17 protein-coding genes and 3 tRNA genes are annotated in these 19,052 nt (G+C 64.5%); 12 read left to right on the plus strand and 8 right to left on the minus strand.

Annotated features, from left to right (window positions below):
• Positions 1–160 precede the first annotated feature (160 nt).
• From pdxH to ALVIN_RS09195, 3 genes are all read left to right on the plus strand, one after another.
• A complete protein-coding gene (gene pdxH, locus ALVIN_RS09185; RefSeq protein ID WP_012971047.1) occupies positions 161–805 on the plus strand; it encodes a pyridoxamine 5'-phosphate oxidase in 645 nt (214 codons plus the stop codon).
• Between the two features lie 134 nt (positions 806–939).
• Positions 940–1,016, plus strand: a tRNA-Arg gene (locus ALVIN_RS09190).
• A gap of 203 nt (positions 1,017–1,219) precedes the next feature.
• Complete coding sequence (locus ALVIN_RS09195) at positions 1,220–1,612, plus strand: DUF3775 domain-containing protein (protein WP_012971048.1); 393 nt, start codon at positions 1,220–1,222, stop codon at positions 1,610–1,612.
• Positions 1,613–1,622: 10 nt separating this feature from the next.
• On the opposite strand, the gene dapB is transcribed toward ALVIN_RS09195, so the two are convergent.
• From dapB to ALVIN_RS09210, 3 genes are read right to left on the minus strand one after another with little or no spacing between them, the layout of a single operon-like run.
• Entirely contained in the window at positions 1,623–2,441 is an 819-nt protein-coding gene (gene dapB / locus ALVIN_RS09200) for a 4-hydroxy-tetrahydrodipicolinate reductase (RefSeq protein ID WP_012971049.1), read from the minus strand.
• 21 nt (positions 2,442–2,462) lie between these two features.
• Positions 2,463–5,723 (minus strand): efflux RND transporter permease subunit, encoded by a 3,261-nt coding sequence (locus ALVIN_RS09205; protein WP_012971050.1) that lies wholly within the window; start codon positions 5,721–5,723, stop codon positions 2,463–2,465.
• Positions 5,716–6,810 (minus strand): efflux RND transporter periplasmic adaptor subunit, encoded by a 1,095-nt coding sequence (locus tag ALVIN_RS09210; protein WP_081442763.1) that lies wholly within the window; start codon positions 6,808–6,810, stop codon positions 5,716–5,718. Before ALVIN_RS09210 ends, ALVIN_RS09205 begins: the two co-directional genes overlap by 8 nt.
• A 181-nt stretch (positions 6,811–6,991) precedes the next feature.
• Between ALVIN_RS09210 and ALVIN_RS09215 the strand changes: the two genes are divergently transcribed.
• From ALVIN_RS09215 to ALVIN_RS09240, 6 genes are all read left to right on the plus strand, one after another.
• Positions 6,992–8,809 carry an AMP-dependent synthetase/ligase gene (locus tag ALVIN_RS09215; protein ID WP_012971052.1) on the plus strand — a complete coding sequence of 606 codons (1,818 nt, stop codon included), beginning with the start codon at positions 6,992–6,994 and terminating at the stop codon, positions 8,807–8,809.
• Between the two features lie 44 nt (positions 8,810–8,853).
• Positions 8,854–8,927: transfer RNA gene (locus tag ALVIN_RS09220), tRNA-Gly, on the plus strand.
• A gap of 71 nt (positions 8,928–8,998) precedes the next feature.
• Complete coding sequence (gene mutY / locus ALVIN_RS09225; protein ID WP_012971053.1) at positions 8,999–10,066, plus strand: A/G-specific adenine glycosylase; 1,068 nt, start codon at positions 8,999–9,001, stop codon at positions 10,064–10,066.
• Positions 10,067–10,135: 69 nt separating this feature from the next.
• Positions 10,136–10,408: an oxidative damage protection protein gene (locus ALVIN_RS09230; RefSeq protein ID WP_012971054.1), complete on the plus strand. Its 273-nt coding sequence runs from the start codon at positions 10,136–10,138 to the stop codon at positions 10,406–10,408.
• Between the two features lie 126 nt (positions 10,409–10,534).
• Positions 10,535–10,610, plus strand: a tRNA-Phe gene (locus tag ALVIN_RS09235).
• A 208-nt stretch (positions 10,611–10,818) separates the two neighbouring features.
• Complete coding sequence (locus ALVIN_RS09240) at positions 10,819–12,078, plus strand: glucose-1-phosphate adenylyltransferase (RefSeq protein WP_012971055.1); 1,260 nt, start codon at positions 10,819–10,821, stop codon at positions 12,076–12,078.
• Here the strand turns inward: ALVIN_RS09240 and ALVIN_RS09245 are convergent, their stop codons facing one another.
• The 4 genes from ALVIN_RS09245 to ALVIN_RS09260 all read right to left on the minus strand — a co-directional run bounded on the left by ALVIN_RS09245 (position 12,079) and on the right by ALVIN_RS09260 (position 15,141).
• On the minus strand, positions 12,079–12,564 hold the full coding sequence (locus ALVIN_RS09245) for a L,D-transpeptidase (RefSeq protein ID WP_012971056.1): 486 nt from the start codon (positions 12,562–12,564) through the stop codon (positions 12,079–12,081).
• Between the two features lie 191 nt (positions 12,565–12,755).
• Complete coding sequence (locus ALVIN_RS16635; RefSeq protein ID WP_012971057.1) at positions 12,756–14,345, minus strand: GGDEF domain-containing protein; 1,590 nt, start codon at positions 14,343–14,345, stop codon at positions 12,756–12,758.
• Positions 14,346–14,347: 2 nt separating this feature from the next.
• Complete coding sequence (locus tag ALVIN_RS09255; RefSeq protein WP_012971058.1) at positions 14,348–14,647, minus strand: hypothetical protein; 300 nt, start codon at positions 14,645–14,647, stop codon at positions 14,348–14,350.
• Positions 14,648–14,652: 5 nt separating this feature from the next.
• On the minus strand, positions 14,653–15,141 hold the full coding sequence (locus tag ALVIN_RS09260; RefSeq protein ID WP_012971059.1) for a PH domain-containing protein: 489 nt from the start codon (positions 15,139–15,141) through the stop codon (positions 14,653–14,655).
• A gap of 389 nt (positions 15,142–15,530) precedes the next feature.
• Here ALVIN_RS09260 and ALVIN_RS09265 point away from each other — a divergent pair, with 389 nt between their 5' ends.
• Complete coding sequence (locus tag ALVIN_RS09265; protein WP_012971060.1) at positions 15,531–16,082, plus strand: periplasmic heavy metal sensor; 552 nt, start codon at positions 15,531–15,533, stop codon at positions 16,080–16,082.
• A 7-nt stretch (positions 16,083–16,089) separates the two neighbouring features.
• On the opposite strand, the gene pssA is transcribed toward ALVIN_RS09265, so the two are convergent.
• Positions 16,090–16,845: a CDP-diacylglycerol--serine O-phosphatidyltransferase gene (pssA, locus tag ALVIN_RS09270; protein WP_012971061.1), complete on the minus strand. Its 756-nt coding sequence runs from the start codon at positions 16,843–16,845 to the stop codon at positions 16,090–16,092.
• Between the two features lie 86 nt (positions 16,846–16,931).
• On the opposite strand from pssA, the gene hoxE reads away from it, so the two are divergent.
• On the plus strand, positions 16,932–17,426 hold the full coding sequence (hoxE, locus tag ALVIN_RS09275; RefSeq protein WP_012971062.1) for a bidirectional hydrogenase complex protein HoxE: 495 nt from the start codon (positions 16,932–16,934) through the stop codon (positions 17,424–17,426).
• Between the two features lies 1 nt (position 17,427).
• Positions 17,428–19,044 (plus strand): NuoF family protein, encoded by a 1,617-nt coding sequence (locus ALVIN_RS09280; RefSeq protein WP_012971063.1) that lies wholly within the window; start codon positions 17,428–17,430, stop codon positions 19,042–19,044.
• Positions 19,045–19,052: the final 8 nt, after the last annotated feature.

Below are 19,052 nucleotides of genomic sequence, written 5' to 3' on the forward strand. Positions count from 1 at the left end.
TTTGACGAGTCAATTATCCTAATTTTTTTTATTTGGATTGATAATTTTCAATGAGGAATTTCGGCACCATTTCTGTGCGCTTTGATTCGCCTGTCGATCGAGCGCGCGTCGAGTTCATGTCTAGAGTCAGCCAACATGGCTTCCAGCCATTGGGGGAACGATGAACACCAACCCTGAGACGCTGAGACGCGAGCTGATGGAACATGGACTCTCGCGTTCCGAACTCGATCCCGATCCGATCCGGCAGTTCCAGGGCTGGTATGAGCTGGCCATCCAGACCGATCTGCCCGAGCCGAACAGTCTGACGCTCTGCACCGTCGATGCACAGGGTCGGCCTTCGGCGCGCACCGTACTGCTCAAGCTCTACGACGCGCGCGGCTTCGTCTTCTTCACCAACTACGAGAGCCGCAAGGCGCATGAGATCGAGGCCAATCCACGGGTGGCCATGCTCTTTCCCTGGGTGGCCCTGGCGCGACAGGTCCAGATCAGCGGACGCGCCGAGCGCATCTCGACGGCTGAATCGCTGGCCTACTTCACCACCCGGCCGCGCGGCAGTCAGATCGGCGCCTGGGCCTCGCCCCAGAGCCAGGTCATCGGTACGCGCTCGCTGCTGGAGATGAAGGTCGCCGAGATGGCGCGTCGCTTCTCCCAGGGCGAGATCCCGCTGCCCGATTTCTGGGGCGGCTATCGGGTCGTGCCGGACATGATCGAGTTCTGGCAGGGGCGCGAGAGTCGGCTGCACGATCGTTTTCGCTATGTCCGGCAGGATGCTGGTGGGTGGGCGGTCGAACGGTTGGCGCCCTGAGGTGGCATTCCACGAAAAAATTAGCGCCTTGGTGTTGACAGGCTCAGGCAATTTCGGAATAATGCGCGTCTCGGTTGGCCGGGAACGAAAAGTCAGTCAGTACTGACCTCGAAGTCGGCAAACCGCCACATCAAGCGCCCGTAGCTCAGCTGGATAGAGTACCTGGCTACGAACCAGGTGGTCGGAGGTTCGAATCCTTCCGGGCGCGCCATACAAGATAAAGGCTTAGTATCGATCAGATACTAAGCCTTTATTGTTTTGAGGCTCTAACGGCGAAAAGATCCTCTACGGGAAGCCATCGTTCCGATCTCGCGCCGAGACCCTTCCCAGTCTTCGCCAGACACCCCGAACGCTTCAAAAGCGAGTCCACACTCTCCGGGGATTCGAACCGAGCCCCACCATCGGGAGCAAACGATGAGTCTGCTGCATATCGATCTCGAATCACTGTGCCATATCATCGACAAGGCACGTGAGTTCCAGGCCAAGGAAGAGGTCGTCCTGCCCGACGTGCCCGATAGTCCGTCCGAGGACTGGGCGTTACAGATCCTGGCCGATCACAGCGAGGATCACAGTCTCGGCGAGATGACGCGCGCCATCGGCGAGATGAGCCAGCGCCAGCGCGCCGAACTGGTGGCGCTCATGTGGCTCGGACGCGGCGACTATGGGATCGAGGACTGGGAGTCGGCGGTCGACGACGCCATCGGCGACTATTCACTCAATGCCGCCGCCTACCTGCTCGCCCATCCCATGGTCGCCAACGATCTTCAGGAAGGATTGATCGCCCACGGCTATTCCTGCCAGGACTGATCGCGCTCCGTTATCCGATCGCACGCAGCCCGAGGACGTCCTGCATGTCGAAGCGTCCGCGCTCGCGCCCGGCGATCCAGCGCGCGGCGCGCACGGCGCCCCCGGCGAAGGTCATCCGGTTGGAGGCTTTGTGCGCGATCTCGACGCGCTCGCCGTCGGCGGCGAACCAGACCGTATGCTCGCCGACGACGTCTCCGGCGCGGATGGTCTCGAAGCCGATCGTCCGGCGTTCGCGCGCGCCGGTCTGGCCCTCGCGACCATAGACGGCGACCTCCTTCAGATCACGCCCGAGCGCTTTGGCGATCACCTCGCCCATGCCGAGCGCCGTCCCGGAGGGTGCGTCGACCTTGTGCCTGTGGTGCGCCTCGATGATCTCGATGTCGACCTCGTCGCCAAGCACGCGCGCGGCGATGTCGAGCAGCTTGAAGCAGAGGTTGACGCCAACGCTCATGTTCGGCGCGAAGACGATCCCGATGTCGGCGCCGGCCGACTCGATCGCGGCGCGCTGGGTCTCGTCCAGACCCGTGGTGCCGATCACCATCCGCTTGCCGGCTTCGCGACAGAGGGCCAGATGGTCCATGGTCGCAGCCGGCGAGGTGAAGTCGATCAGCACATCGAAGTCGTCGAGCACGCTCGCCAGTTCCACCACGACCGCGACATCCAGCCGCCCGACGCCGGCCAGCTCGCCGGCATCCGAGCCGATCAGCGAACTTCCGGCACGCTCGGTCGCCGCGCCGAGCTTCAGCCCCTCGGCCTCGACGACCGCCTGAATCAGGGTCCGTCCCATGCGCCCGCCGGCTCCGGCGATGGCGATTCTGATCTCACTCATGCATGACCTCTCTACACTGTCTCAACCCGTCGCGGTCCGAATCCACTCGACCCGCTTGTACATGACGCCATAGTAAACCACCGGGATCACGACCAGCGTCAAGAGTGTCGAGACGAACAGGCCGAACAGCAACGCCACCGCCAGACCCGAGAAGATCGGATCGTCGAGGATGAACACGGCTCCGGCCATGGCCGCCACAGCCGTCAGCGCAATCGGCTTGGCGCGCACCACGGCCGAATCGACCACGGCCTGCTCCAGGCTCATCCCGGCGCGTACCTGCTGGTTGATGAAGTCCACCAGCAGGATGGAGTTGCGCACGATGATGCCGGCGAGCGCGATCATGCCGATCATTGAGGTCGCCGTGAACTGCGCGCCCAGGATCGCGTGACCGGGCAGGATGCCGATCAGGGTCAGCGGGATCGGCGCCATGATCACCAGCGGCACCAGATAGCTGCGGAACTGTGCCACCACCAGTAGATAGATCAGCACCAGTCCCACACCATAGGCCGCGCCCATGTCGCGGAAGGTCTCATACGTGATCTGCCATTCGCCATCCCACTTGAGGCTGTAGTCGTAGGGATTGGTCGGCGCCTGGCGATACCACTGTTCCAGGCCCAGCTCGTCGCTCAGGGTGGCGGAGATCTCGAACAGGCCGTAGAGCGGGCTGTCGGTCTCGCCGGCCATGTCGCCGGTCACATAGACCACGGGCAGCAGATCCTTGTGATGGATGCTGTGCGCGCGTGTGCCCTCGACCACCGAGACGATCTCGGACAGCGGCACCAGCCGGCCGGTCTCGGAACGCACGCGCAGGGCCAGCACCTGTTCCAGATCGGCCTTGTCGGCTTCGCTGTACTCGACCCGGATCGGCACAGCGTACTTGACGTTGGCTCCATGCAGGAAGCTCATGTCCTCGCCGTCGAGCACCGTGGCCAGCGCGGTCGAGACGCTCGACTGGGCCACGCCGAGCCGTGCGGCCTTGGCGCGGTCGACGACCAGGGTCAGCTTGCGCGAGGCGAACTCGACCGAGTCGTCGACATCGACGATGTCGGCTGCGCCCTCGAAGGCGGCTCGGACCTGACGCGCCATCGCGATCTGACCGTCGTAATCCAGTCCATAGACCTCGGCGACCAGCGGCGAGAGCACCGGCGGACCGGGCGGGATCTCGACCAGCTTGGCGTTGCCGTCGTAGCGACGCGCGATCGCCTGCAAGGGCGCGCGCAGTTCCAGAGCGATGGCATGGCTCTTCTGGTCGCGATGATGGGCGTCGACCAGATTGACCTGGATGTCGCCCAGATGCGCGCCTTCGCGCAGATAGTACTGGCGCACCAGACCGTTGAAGTTGATCGGCGCGGCGGTGCCGGCATAGATCTGATAGTCACTGACCTCGGGCACGGTCTCCAGATACTCGCCCATCTCGCTCAGCACGCGCAGCGTCTGTTCGAGACTGGTTCCTTCCGGCATGTCGAGCACCACCTGGAACTCGCTCTTGTTGTCGAAGGGGAGCATCTTGAGCACCACGGTGCGGTTGACCGCGAGCCAGATCGAACCGGCGATCAGGAGCAGGATGGCGCCGAGCAGCAGCCAGCGGTTGAGATGCCCGCGCCGACCGATCAGAAAGGGTCCGATCAGGCGCTGGAAGACGGCGTTCAGCCGCCGCTGCGAACCCGCGTCATGGCCCTCCCCGGCTCCAGCCGGTGCATGGGCATGCGCCAGATGATGACGCCCGAGCATCCGGTTGGTCATCCAGGGCGTGAAGACGAAGGCCACCACCAGCGAGATCAACATCCCCATCGAGGCATTGATCGGGATCGGACTCATGTACGGTCCCATCAGCCCGCTGACGAAGGCCATCGGCAGCAGCGCGGCGATGACGGTGAAGGTGGCCAGGATGGTCGGCCCGCCGACCTCGTCGACCGCGCGCGGCATCAGGTCGAGCAGCGAGTCGCGGCTCATGGCCATGTGACGATGGATGTTCTCGACCACCACGATGGCATCATCGACCAGGATGCCGATCGAGAAGATGAGCGCGAACAGCGACACCCGGTTGAGCGTGAAGCCCCAGGCCCAGGACGCGAACAGCGTCAGCGCCAGGGTCACGATCACGGCCGCGCCGACGATGATCGCCTCGCGCCAGCCGATCGCGAACAGCACCAGCAGCACCACGGACGCCGTGGCGAAGCTGAGCTTGCTGATGAGCTTCTTGGCCTTGGCGTCAGCGGTCGCGCCATAGTCGCGGGTGATGGTGACTTCGACCCCATCGGGGATGAACAACCCCTTGAGCTGCTCGAAACGCTCGATCACATCGCTCGCCACCTCGACGGCATTGACGCCCGCCTGCTTGGCCACGGCGATGGTCACGGCCGGACGGGTCCAGCCGGCGGTGACGCCCGACTGTGTAGCGCCAGGACCAGCACCCATGAGCACATAGCTGTCCGGTTGTTCGGGACCACGTTCGAGTGTGGCGACATCGCGCAGATAGACCGGCCGCCCCTCATGCACTCCGACCACCAGCTCGCCGATCTCTTCGACCGAAGTGAGGAAGGTGCCGGCCTGGATCAGGATCTCCTGGTTGTCGGCGGTAACGCTCAGATCGTCGGCGATGCGGTTGCCGGCCTGGAGTGCGCGGCGCAGTCCGTCGAGATCCAGCCCATAGCCGGCGAGCTGCTCGGGCTGGAGCTGGACGCGCACCAGTTGCGCCGGCGCGCCGAGCGTATAGACATCGCGCGTGCCGGGAACACGCTTGATCTCCTGCTCCAGCGCATGGGCGACCTGACCGAGTTCGTAAGCGCCGACCGCGTCGTCCTCAGACCAGAGCGTCGCCGTCAGGATGGGCACATCGTCGATGCCCATGGGTTTGACGATCGGCGTGCCCACGCCCAGGTTCGGCGGCAGCCAGTCCTGATTGGACAGGACCTTGCTGAAGAGGCGAACGACGGCCTCGGTGTTGTCCTCGCCGACCTCATACTGGACCGTGATCACGGCCAGACCCGGTCGCGAGACCGAATAGACGTGCTCGACGCCCTTGATCTCGGAGAAGACCTGCTCGGCTGGACCGGCCACCAGATGTTCGATCTCGGTCGCCGAGGCTCCGGGAAAGGGGATGAAGACATCGGCGAAGGTGACATCGATCTGCGGCTCTTCCTCACGCGGCGTCACCAGCACCGCGAACAGCCCCAGCAGCAGCCCGAGCAGCGCCAGCAGCGGCGTGATCTCGGTGGCCTGGAAGCGGGCGGCGATCCGGCCCGACAGGCCCAGTCGTTCAGTCGTGGCCGGCTCAGTCATGGCGCTGTTCCTCGCCCTCGACATGGCGCACCGGCGTCTGACTCTTGAGCCGCGCACCGGCCGCGATCGGATCGAGCGCCACCGGCTCGCCCTCGCTCAGACCGGCCAGCACCACATAGGCGTCATCGAGCGCCCGGCCGAGCCGGATCTGACGGAAATGGAGGTGATCGCCCTCCCCGACCACATAGATCCCCGTGACCTCGGAACGCTGAACCACGGCCGACTTGGGCACCGTGAGTTCGGACTTCTCACCGACCACGAAGCTGGTCTTGACGTACATGCCGGGAAAGAGCGCCCGGTCGCTGGCTCCGGCGCTCGGCGGCAGCTCGACGCGCACTTTGAAGGTATTGGAGCCGGGATCGGCAAAGGGAAAGATGGTCAACCGGCCGGATTCGACGCGCGTCCCGTCAGGCAGGTAGACCCAGGCGCGGCGTGAGGCATCCGTATCGCCGCGCACGGCTGGAATCACGCTCTGAGGCACGTCGACCGCCACCCGCAGCGCATCAAGGGAGATCCCGCTCATGATCGGCGTGCCCGGACTGACGATCTCGCCGCGTTCGACATGGCGCTGGATGACGATGCCTGAATAGGGAGCGCGGACCTCGGTATGGGCCAGTTGCTCCTGAGCGGCTTCCAGACGTGCCGTGGCCGCTTCCAGCTCGGCCTTGGCGCTGTCGAGATCGGCGCGCGCCTTGTCCATCGCGGATTCCGAGACGTTCTTGGTGCGATAGAGACCGGCGACCCGGTCGTGCTCCTCCTGGGCCTGACGCAAACGGGCGCTGGCGGCCTTGAGATCCGCCGCCGCCTGACTGACACGGGTGCGATGTTCGGTGTCCTTGATCCGCGCCAGCAACGCGCCCTTCTCTACGAAGTCGTCGACATCGTAGAGGATCTCCTGGATCTGGCCCTGAGTCTGAGCCGAGACGGTGCTGCGGTTGACGGCCTCGATGATGCCGTCGAGCCGGTACTCGCGCGGCAGCGTGCGGAACTCAGCCGGCGCCGTGCTCAGTGGTGGCGGATCAGTCTGATCCGCGAATGCGGACATCGGCGTCAGGACGAAGCAGGCCAACAGCAGAGTCGGTCTCATCGAACGCATTTCGATCACTCCTTGCATTAGATTTTTCTAATATTGCGTGGTTGACCGCCTTTTCAATGCCAGTATTGCGCGCTTGCCGCGAACCAGGGGCTGGAGCGTGGTTCGCGTTGCACCGGACGCGGGTTTGCGGTTCAAATTGGAGCCTTTTTTAACCCATGATGAGGATAGCCCAGTGAAGCCAGGATCCGAGGATCTGATTCCAATCGATCATGTCAAGACGCTCGATGGGCTATTCCTGCAACGCATCAAGCGCTCACCCGAGCGCGTGGCCTATCGCTATTTCGAGCGCGATCAGGGCTGGCGCGCGCTGACCTGGCGCGAGATGGGCGACTCGGTGGCACGCTGGCGTCAGGCGCTCGCCGGGGAGTCTCTGGAGACCGGCGATCGGGTGGCGATGCTGCTGCGCAACGGCCCGGAGTGGATCATGTTCGATCAGGCCGCCTTCGCGCTGGGTCTGGTCACGGTCCCGCTCTATACCGACGATCGCGCAGACAACGCCGCCTACATCCTCGACGACGCGGCGGTCAAGGTGTTGCTGATCCAGGACGCGGGACGCTGGAAGCGGTTGGCCGAGGCCATCGGCGACTCACCCTGGCCGCAACGGGTGATCATCCTCGAATCGAGTCCGGCCGCCCATGCGCTGGCCGCGTGCGACAGTCGCGTGCGGGTCGCCGAGTCCTGGCTGCCGGACAGCGCCCCGTCCTTGACCCAGCGCAACGGCGAGCCGCGCGATCTGGCGACCATCGTCTATACCTCGGGCACCACAGGACGGCCCAAGGGCGTCATGCTCAGTCATCATAACATTCTGAGTAACGCCCACGCCGTGCTCACGCTCGTCGATGTCTACGGTGAGGATCTGTTTCTGTCCTTCCTGCCGCTGTCGCACATGCTCGAACGCACCGGCGGCTACTACCTGCCGATGATGGCGGGGTCGACCGTGGCCTATGCGCGTTCGGTGGCGCAACTGGCCGAGGATCTCAAGGCCATCCGCCCGACGATCATCATCGCCGTGCCGCGCGTCTTCGAGCGTGTCTACGGCCGGATCGCCGATCAGCTCCAGACCCGACCGGCTCCGGTGCGCTGGCTGTTCCATCTGGCGGTTGCGGTCGGCTGGCGGGACTTTCTGCACGAACAGGGACGCGCCGGCCGGCATCCGAGCCTGCTGCTGCGGCCCCTCCTCAAACGCAAGGTCGGCGACCCCGTGCTCCAGAAACTCGGCGGCCGGTTGCGGGTGGCCGTCAGTGGCGGCGCGGCTCTGCCGACCGACGTGGCGCGCACCTTCATCGGGCTGGGTCTGCCGCTGATTCAGGGCTATGGCCTGACCGAGACCAGCCCGGTGGTCAGCTTCAATCCGCTCGACGACAACATCCCCGAGAGCGTCGGGGTGCCGATCCGGGGTATCCAGGTGCGCATCGGCGACAACGACGAATTGCTCATCAAGGGCGAGAACGTGATGCAGGGCTACTGGAACAACCATGCCGCAACCGCCGGAGTCTTGAATCACGACGGCTGGCTGCACACGGGCGACCAGGCGCGGATCCAGGGTGATCACATCTTCATCACCGGGCGCATCAAGGACATCCTGGTGCTCTCCAACGGCGAGAAGGTGCCGCCGGCCGACCTCGAGATGGCCATCGGGCTGGACCCGCTGTTCGATCAGGTCATGGTCGTGGGCGAGGGGCAGTCCTATCTCGGCGCGCTCCTGGTGCTCAATGCCGATCTCTGGCCGGGCGTCGCCCATGAGCATGGACTCGACCCCAATCTGGTGGAGAGTCTGAACGATGCCCACTTGCACAAAAACATCATCAAGCGGATTCGTCTGGCGTTGAGTGACTTCCCCGGCTATGCCAAGATCCGGCGTGTCACCCTGACCCTGGAACCCTGGTCGATCGAGAATGGTATGTTGACGCCAACCCTGAAGATCAAGCGCAACCGGATCATCGAGCACCATGCCGCCGCCATCCAGTCCATGTATGGCTGTGACGCTTGAGACTTGCCAAGAGGATGACGCGGCCCTAAACTAGCCGACCTGCTGCGGGTGTAGTTCAATGGTAGAACAGGAGCTTCCCAAGCTTCTAACGTGGGTTCGATTCCCATCACCCGCTCCAATCCGCTCTCGCTCGAATCCTTGCTCCGAGCGCTTCCGATCCTCCCTGACCGTCCCCGTTCGCGATTGCCCATGACCCCGTCACCGGAGGAGTTTGCGTCCAGCGTGCTGGACTGGTTCGACCAGCACGGTCGCCATGACCTGCCCTGGCAGCGCGATCCCACCCCCTATCGGGTCTGGGTCTCCGAGATCATGCTGCAACAGACACAGGTCAGCGTGGTCATCCCCTATTTCGAGCGCTTCATGGCGTCCTTTCCGACGCTCGCAGATCTGGCGGCGGCTGAACTCGATGCCGTGCTGGCGCACTGGTCGGGGCTGGGCTACTACGCTCGCGGGCGCAATCTGCATCGCGCCGCCGTGCTGATCCGGGAACGGCATGGCGGTGTCTTTCCCGAGGACTTCGCGGCGGTCGAGAGCTTGCCGGGCATCGGGCGCTCGACGGCCGGAGCCATCCTGTCGCTGGCGTGCGGGCAGCGCCATCCGATCCTCGACGGCAACGTCAAGCGGGTTCTGGCGCGCGTCTTCGGCGTCGACGGCTGGCCAGGACAGCGTGCGGTGCTGGCCGAGCTCTGGCGGCTCGCCGAGTGCTGTACGCCTCAGACACGGGCGGGTTCCTACAATCAGGGGATGATGGATCTCGGAGCCACGCTCTGCACCCGCACGCGACCGGATTGTGCGCGTTGTCCGCTCGCCGGACGCTGTGTCGCTCAGAGACAGGGACGACAGCGCGAGCTGCCGGCACCGCGTCCGCGCCAGGAACTCCCGACGCGCGCGACCACCCTGCTCGCCATTTTCAATCCGGCCGGCGAGATCCTGCTCGAACGCCGTCCGCCGTCCGGCATATGGGGCGGGCTCTGGAGTCTGCCCGAGACCGGCGTTCCTGCCTCGGACAGCGCGTCGATCGCCGATTGGTGCCAGGATCGGTTCGGCTTTCGGCCCGAACGGGTTGAAAGGCTCGCCGAGCGCCGTCATACCTTCAGCCACTACCACCTCAGGATCGAGCTGGCCCGAATCGCGTTGAGCGCCTATCCGGCACGGGTTCAGGACGGCCTGGGCTACCGCTGGAGCGCGCCGCAAACGATTGACGATCTTGGTCTGCCTGCTCCGATTGCTCGGATCCTCGTCGACCTGAGCCTGTGACGCGCATCCGGCGCGCGTGTTCGCCGAATGTCCCGGGACTGACCGACCAACGCTATGGAGTGACTGCTGATGAGCCGTACCGTCCACTGCATCAAACTCGGTCGCGAGGCCGAGGGACTCGACCGCCCCACCTACCCCGGCGAACTGGGCCGACGTATCTTCGAGCAGATCTCCAAGTCCGCCTGGCAGGACTGGCTGCGTCATCAGACCATGCTCATCAACGAGAACCGCCTCAGCCCCATGGACCCCAAGGCGCGCCGGTTCCTCGAAGAACAGATGGAGCACTATTTCTTCGGCGAGGGGGCCGAGACGCCGGCTGGGTATACGCCGCCCTCGGCTTGAGGGCATCCGGTTTGGCCTGCGGCGCGTTGCGGTGCATTTTTCCGATCCGGCAGTTGACAACCCGATTCTAGATGGGTTTAATACGCAGCTCGACCGGCAGCGTCATGCAAACGGTCGAAATCTTAAGCCTAGGTAGCTCAGTTGGTAGAGCAGCGGATTGAAAATCCGCGTGTCGGTGGTTCGATTCCGCCCCTGGGCACCAACTTCTAGAAGCCGGTTCGGTCCATGACCAACCGGCTTTTTGCTGTGCTCAGACCAAGGTTCCCGCCACCTTCGACGCTCGCCTCGATCTCATCACCGCTCTTCGGAATCTCGGGAAAGCGCGTCGTCTTGCGATTATCATTGGCCCTCCGGTTTCCCCACCAACGAAGCAGTAGCGCCCCATCCGCCAAAGGGGCTGCGGAGGACTCATGCAGAACGACCGTATCATCGCCTTCGTCATGGCCGGTGGCCAAGGCTCCCGGCTCCAGCCGTTGACCACCGGACGCTCCAAGCCCTCGGTGCCCTTCGGCTCGCGCTACCGGATCGTCGATTTCGTGCTCAGCAATCTGGTCAACTCCCAGATCCAGACCATCTATCTGCTGGTGCAGTACAAGTCGCAGTCGCTCATCGAACACGTCCGCAAGGCCTGGACCATCTCGCCACTGCTCCAGAATCAGTTCGTCACCGTGGTGCCGCCGCAGATGATGTCGGGCGAGCACTGGTTCCAGGGCACCGCCGACGCGGTCAACCAGAACATCAATCTGATCGAGGAACATCGCCCGGGGCTGGTCGCCGTCTTCGGTGCCGACCACATCTATCGCATGGACATCCGTCAGATGATCGATTTCCATCGCGCGCGTCAGGCCGATGTCACCATCGCTGCCCTGCCCGTACCGCTGCATGAGGCTTCGAGCTTCGGTGTGATCGCCGCCGACGGGGACGGACGCATCCAGGGGTTCGAGGAAAAGCCGGCCAATCCGACGCCCATGCCATCGAACCCGGAGATGGCCTTTGCCTCGATGGGCAACTACATCTTCAGCACCGAGGTGCTGCTCCAGGCCCTGCACGAGACCCAGCAGGCCGGCGAGACCGATTTCGGTCAGCACGTTCTGCCGCGCCTGCTGCGCACCCATCGGCTCTTTGCCTACGACTTCGCCACCAACCGCATCCCTGGTGTCCAACCCTATGAGACCCCGGTCTACTGGCGCGACGTGGGCAACCTGGATGCCTATTTCGACGCCCATCACGACGTGCTCGGCGCCGAGCCGATGTTCGACGTCTTCAATCCGGAATGGCCGATCTATTCGAGCGGCTATCAGGGTCCGGTGGCGCGCGTACTCGGCGGCCAGATCGAGAACACCCTGCTCGGTGCGGCGACCATCATCCATAAGGGCGCACGTATCCAGAACTCCATCATCCGGCGCGAGGCGGTGATCGAGGAGGATGTGGTGCTGGAGGACTGCATCATCATGGACTATGTGCGCGTCAGCCGGGGGGCGCGTCTGCGCCGGGTGATCGTCGACCGCCACAACGTCATCGCGCCGGGCGACGAGATCGGCTTCGACCGCGCACGCGATGCCGAGCGCTTCCATGTCAGCCCAGGCGGCGTGACCGTCATCCCTCAGGGACAGGTCGGCTATTTCGCGCGTGACATTCGCGGCTCGGGTCGGCGCGGCTATTCGGAATAGTCAGCCGCCCCGGATCTCCACCGGGGTGCCGTTCGGCGTCTGCTCGAAGAGCTCGATCAGATCCAGGTTACGCATGCGGATACAGCCATGCGAGCGCGGCACCCCCATGGGTTCGGAATCCGGGCAGCCGTGGATGTAGATGAAACGCCGCAGGGTGTCGACCGATCCGCCGCGATTGCGGCCCGGCTCGCAGCCGGTGAGCCAGAGGATGCGGGTCAGGATCCAGTCGCGCTCGGGATGGGCGGCGGCCAGCGCGGCGTCATGGATCTCGCCGGTCGGACGCCGTCCGCGAAAGACGGTTCCGACCGGACAGCCGTCGCCGATGCGCAGACGCACGCGATGCAACCCGCGCGGTGTGCAGCCGCTGCCGTAGTCCTCTCCGACGCCGTTTGCCCCGGTCGAAACCGGATACCGGCGCACGGGCCGTGCGTCGATGAAGAGCGTCAGGCGCTGGGCGTCGATATCGACCACGAGTCGCCGGTCCATCACGGTAGCCGTCTCAGCCGGGTCTGATGGAACATCTGAGGGTCGACAGGCTTGTCGATGGGGTCGTTCACTATTGTTCACGCCAGACGGAAAAGACTTTTTCAAGTCTAGGAGTATAGGGATATACCGATCATCAATGCTACTGAACGGCGTCCGGTTCTAACGACGAGCCCGGTGTCATTCGGGTCGGCTCAGGCTGAATCGGCATCCACGAACCAGCCACCACGAATCTGATTGCGCCCCGCGTGTTTGGCACGATAGAGGAACTGATCGGCCATCCGCAATGCCGCCTCGGGTGTGTTCGACGGCGAAGCGTTGATCACGGTGACGCCGATACTCAGGGTCATGATGCCCGCCGTGCCCGGGTCCGGATGCGGGATGGCCAGCTCCTCGACCGCCGCGCGCATCGACTCGGCCCGTTCGAGCGCTCCGCCCAGATCGCACTCGGGCAACAGACAGACGAATTCCTCGCCGCCGTAACGGGCTACGATGTCGTAGGGGCGGCGCATATGGGTCTGGAGCGTGGCGGCGATGCGTTTCAAGCACACGTCACCCGCGAGATGACCGAGACGATCGTTATAGGCCTTGAAATGGTCGATATCGATCATGAGCAGTGCCAAAGGCTGATGATGGCGCTGCGCATGCGGCCACTCAGCGCGTAGCCGTTCATCGAAACAACGCCGGTTGGCCAGACCGGTGAGACCGTCATGATCGGCGCGATGCCGGATGGAAATGAAACCCCGCTCGGCTTCCAGCAGTGCCTCGCCGATGGATTCGACCTCCCGAAAAGGAATGACGGGGAGTTCGATGGGCCGTCCGGCCAGCAGGCTACGCGCAGCGATGTCCAGATGCCGTATCGAGCACAGGATGCCACGGGTCAGGCGCAGCGCAAAGAACAGACCCAGGACGAAAGCGAGCACGATGGTGCCGACGATCCAGAACGCCGAATTCAGGACATCGTTCATCATCAGACTCTTGGGCGCTCCGACCGCCACCGTCCAGCCGTACAAGGGAGACTGGACGATGGAGGCGATCACTGGGGTGCCATCGTTGGTCCGGGTGTCCAGCGACCCCTGACGTCCGGATCGGATGAAATCGAGCAGAGGCCTCTGCGCCATGGTTCCAATGAAGGGCTCGGGGGTGTGCGAGCGCGAGACGATGACGCCCCGGCTGTCGAGGACGGTCACTGTCCAGCCGTCGGGGAAGTACTGATCGTTCAGGAGTCGCTGGAAGGGCTCGGTCGTCATGCCGCTGGCCAGCACTGCAACGATGGTCCCGGCCCGTTGAACAGGTACCCCCAGCGCCACCATGTACAACCCCGTGCGTTCACTGAGAAAGACGTCCGTGAGCACCGTCTCGCCATGCGTCAGGACACCGGCCAACTGGGGCGGATTGCCGCGTTCCGGCAGCGCCGCCCCGAGATGAGTATGGGTGTTGAGGAGCTGGCGCAGCTCGGCATCCAGCAGCACCAGGTTCAGCACCCCCATGGGCGCCACGGCGGCCTCGGCCTCGCGATGGAACGTCGCGAGATCGCCGTTCTGGAGTCCGCGCGAGGTCGCCAGCACCTTCAGCCCGGTCTCGATGCCGGCGAGTTCGCGATCGAGATCGGCCATGACCTTGCGTGCCAGCAGGGCGGTGCTCTCGGTCGTCCGCGCGCGACGTTCGAGAAAATCCTGGCGGATGAACTCGATGGCCCCAAGCGCGGCCGGCAGGATGCACAGTCCCACGAGCATGAACAGACGGGTCCGCAGCGAATGACGCTTGCCGATCCCGCGCTTCATGGTCAGAAGACCCAGGCTATCAAAAGGGTCAGGATGAGAAAGAAGGCGAAGAAGGCACCGAGCATGAATTGCAGCTCACCGAGCAGCCCATCACCGGCCACGAGCGCAAAGAAGGCGATGAGCGCCACGGTCAGACCAAAGCCCCAGGGCACGGATTCCCGGATTCCCAGCCCTTCGTTGAGGGTGCCGACGATGGGTGTGGCGGCCGGAAGCAGGAACACGACCAGGAGCGCCAGCACCAGGACGGCGATCAGGACGACCACCGCCAGCCGCGTGAGATCCCCGCGATGACGGGCGCCCATGACGTTCAGCCCCCGGAGGTGGGCTGCGCCTTGATCAGTTCACGGATCTGGCCCGGATCGGGCAGACCGCACACCATCAGCTCGGGTGTGTCGCCGGCGGTGTAGAGGGTGATGTCGCCGGCATTCATGATGCGCTGAAAGAGCGTCTGCGTGACCCGGACCGTGCGCACCGAAGCCATGTTGATCTCGGTGTACTGCTTGCTGAGCAGGCCATGGGTCCAGAGAATTTCGTCGGGCGTGATCTCGAGATGATCGGTGCGGGCCGTGACCCACCAGATCAGGAGTTGGAGCGTGGCAAAGGCGAAGATACCGATACCGATCATCTGGAGTGTCCGGCCATCGACCTGAACCGACTGGCGGAACTCCGGCGGCACGATCTGATCACCGACCAGCGCGACCAGAATCCCGCCCAGCATCAGCAGGATCGCCAGAAGCGTCCCGAACGGACGAGAACGTAGCAGCGAGGGATGGGCGTCGTAGAGGATTTCAGGCATCGGAACACACTCCTTGGGCTTCAGACCACGCCGAGCTCGATCTACAAGTGTGGTCTCTCAGGACTGAGACCAAGCGATCATCGACGCCGCTCGACCCGGATGGGACTCAGCGGGCACGGTTCGAAAGCGATATGGGGTTGGATACGGATGACTCGGACTGGGCGAGCACCAAGCGATACTAGCAGCAAGCCTCGGGAATCAGAAGGCGATCCACCCGTGATCGGCCGTCGTCTGACGGAACCTTCGTATCCACGGTGTTTGCGCATTCTCTGCACCTGGAGTGCGGATTGACTCCCTATTCTGAGACACGTCGGAGCCAAGTGGCTCCAATATCCGGCAACTCGGATCGAACGAGCTGCTCCCAAGCCCAGGAACGAGGAATCTCAATCATGAACGCTCAACTGACGCCATCCTTCACCCGCACCAGCGCCGCGCTGGCTCTGATCCTGGGTGCCGCACTCATCGGCGCCACGACGGCTCAGGCCCAACCTGGAATGGGCGGGCCTGGTGGACCGGCCATGGACATCGGTTCCAAGGTCGAATACATGACCAAACAACTCGACCTGACCCCGGAGCAGCAGGAACAGGTACGTGCCATCCTGGAGAAGACGCGCCAGGAACAGATGCGTCTGCGCCAGGAGAACCGCGCCCAGATCGACGCGCTGCTGACCGAGGAGCAGAAGGCCAAACGCACCGAGCGCCAGCTCAAGGCGGTGAACCGTCAGGTCGAGCGTCTGACCGACCGGCTCGACCTGACCGACGAGCAGGCCGACCAGCTCAAGGCGCTCTTCACCGAGCAGCGCCAGAGCCGTGCTCTGAGCCGCGACCAGATGCATGAGCGGATGGCCGCCATCCTGACCGCCGATCAGCTCGCCGAGTTCGAGCAGGGACGCGGACGCGGCCCAGGTGGGCACGGCCGAGGCGGTTGCCCCGGCTACTGATCAGACCTCAAGCCGTCGGCTCACGCCGGCGGCGATCGCGATTGCTCTTGAGTCGAAACAGCGTCCAGACCGGCCCGGAGACGGCATAGGTCAGGGCCATCAGGAACAGCACCAGTGGCGGATGGATGAAGATGACGGCGAAGCCGAGCATCATCGCCACCGCCAGCAGAAAGGGCACGCGCCCCTGCAAATTGATCTGCTTGAAGCTGAAGTAACGGAAGTTGCTCACCATCAGGAGTCCGGCACCGGCGGTCAGGAAGGCCGCCAGCCAGGACACGTCCTGCCCCGAGATGCCGAATTCCTGCGCCGTCCAGATGCCCATCGCGATGATGGCCGCCGCCGGCGGGCTGGCCAGCCCCTGGAAATAGCGCTTGTCGGCGGTGCCGACCTGGGTGTTGAAGCGCGCCAGCCGCAGCGCCGCCGCCGCCGTGAAGATGAAAGCCGCCAGCCAGCCGACCTTGCCCAGCTCGCCGAGCGCCCAGTGATAGGCGACCAGCGCCGGAGCCACCCCGAAGGCGACCATGTCTGAGAGGCTGTCGTATTCAGCGCCGAAGGCGCTCTGCGTATTGGTCAGACGCGCGATGCGCCCGTCGAAGCCGTCGAGGAACTGGGCCGAGAGGATGGCGATCGCCGCGGCTTCGAAGCGACCCTGCGTGGCCGAGAGCACGGCGTAGAAGCCAGCGAAGAGCGCGGCAGTCGTGAACAGATTGGGCAGCAGATAGATGCCGCGACGGGTTTTGCGTGGAGCCTGGGTTTCGTCCATAGTATGGGTGTCGGTTAGCGAAGAAATCGTGGGAGACATGATAGCAAGCGTGGTCTTCCAACCCCCTTCGGAATAGGGTCGAGCCTATGACACAGCCGCCTGCCAGACCGCCACTGCCCAGCGACGACAAGCGCTGGAAGCTCGTCAATGCCACCATGCGCCGCAACGGTTATGCCGGTCATGCGCTGATCGAGACCCTGCACAGCGTCCAGGACGCCTTCGGCTATCTCGACGAGACCTCGCTGCGCTTCGTCGCCGCCTCGCTCGACCTGCCCGTGAGCAAGGTCTTCGGCGTGGCGACCTTCTACCACATCTTCATGCTCAAACCGAAGGGTCGGCACACCTGCGTGGTCTGCACCGGCACGGCCTGCTACATCAAGGGCGCGGGCGGCCTGATCGAGGGACTCCAGGAGCACTACGGCATCGATCCCGGCGAGACCACCGGAGACGACCGGCTCTCGCTGCTCACCGCGCGCTGTGTCGGCGCCTGCGGACTGGCCCCGGCCGTGGTCGTCGACGGCGAGGTGCTGGGCAAGCAGGCCACGGATACCCTGGTCGCCACGCTGGAGGAGTTGAGCTGACATGCATCTCGAAGACCTGGCCGAACAGGCCGCCCAGTATCGCAACGAGGACGCGCACATCGAGCGCGAGGTGCGCGTCTGTGTCGCGGCCAGCTGTCAGTCCTCCGGCTCGCTGCCGGTGCTGGAGGCACTCAAGTCCGCCTGTGATACCCAGGGCGCCGGCTCATGCAAGGTCAAGGGCGTCGGCTGCATGGGGCTGTGCTCGGCCGGGCCGCTGGTGGCCGTGGCCGACAAGGATTGCGCGCTGAACGAATCCGTGCTCTATCGCGATGTCACTCCGGACGATGCGCCCGACATCATGGCCAGCGTCTGCAGCACGCCGGTCGAGCGCCTGCGCTGTCCGACCGATCAGCCCTTCTTCAGCCGCCAGCAGCGCATCGTGCTGGAGCACTCGGGCCTGATCGACCCCGACAGTCTGCGCGGCTATATCGCCGTCGGCGGCTATGCGGCGCTCGTCCGGGCGCTCACCGAGATGACGCCCGCCGACGTGCTGCGCGAGGTCACGACCAGCGGGTTGCGCGGACGCGGCGGCGGCGGTTATCCGACCGGACTCAAGTGGTCGACCATCGCCAAGATGCCGCCCGGTCAGAAATATGTCGTCTGCAACGCCGACGAGGGCGATCCGGGCGCCTTCATGGATCGCGCGGTGCTGGAATCCGACCCGCATCGCGTGCTCGAAGGCATGGCGATCGCCGCTTATGCCGTCGGTGCGAGCAAGGGCTATGTCTATGTGCGTGCCGAGTATCCGCTGGCCGTCGAGCGGCTGGAGACGGCCATCCGCAAGGCCAAGCGTGCCGGCTTCCTCGGCGCCAAGGTCGCCGACACCCAGTTCGCCTTCGAGGTCGAGATCCGGCTCGGCGCCGGGGCCTTCGTCTGCGGCGAGGAAACCGCGCTCATGGCCTCGATCGAAGGCTTGCGCGGCCAGCCGCGTCCGCGTCCGCCCTACCCGGCCGAGTCCGGTCTCTGGGGCTGTCCGACGCTCATCAACAATGTCGAGACCTTCGCCAACATCGCGCCCATCATCCGCGAGGGCGGCGACTGGTTCGCCGCGATCGGCACCGAGGGCTCCAAGGGCACCAAGGTCTTCGCACTCGCCGGCAAGATCAAGAATACCGGCCTGATCGAGGTGCCCATGGGTACGTCGCTGCGCGACATCATCGAGGTCATCGGCGGCGGCATCCCGGACGGGCGTGCGTTCAAGGCGGTGCAGACCGGCGGCCCTTCGGGCGGCTGCATCCCCGAGGCGCATCTCGACATCCCGGTCGACTACGACAGCCTCAAGACGCTCGGCACCATCATGGGTTCGGGCGGCCTGATCGTGATGGACGAGACCTCGTGCATGGTCGACGTGGCGCGCTTCTTCATGGAGTTCTGCATGAGCGAGTCGTGCGGCAAGTGCATCCCCTGCCGCGCCGGCACCTGGCAGATGCACGCCCTCCTCGACACGCTCACCAAGGGCCGGGGCACGCGCGCCGATCTGGCGCTGCTGGAGGATCTGTGCGACGTGGTGCGCGCGACCAGTCTCTGCGGACTCGGCCAGACCGCGCCCAATCCGGTGCTGAGCACGCTCAGATATTTCCGAGACGAGTACGAAGCCAAGCTGCTGGGAGACGCCTAGCACTGCCC

Origin of the sequence: Allochromatium vinosum DSM 180, assembly GCF_000025485.1 — a bacterium.
GTDB classification, from domain to species: domain Bacteria; phylum Pseudomonadota; class Gammaproteobacteria; order Chromatiales; family Chromatiaceae; genus Thermochromatium; species Thermochromatium vinosum.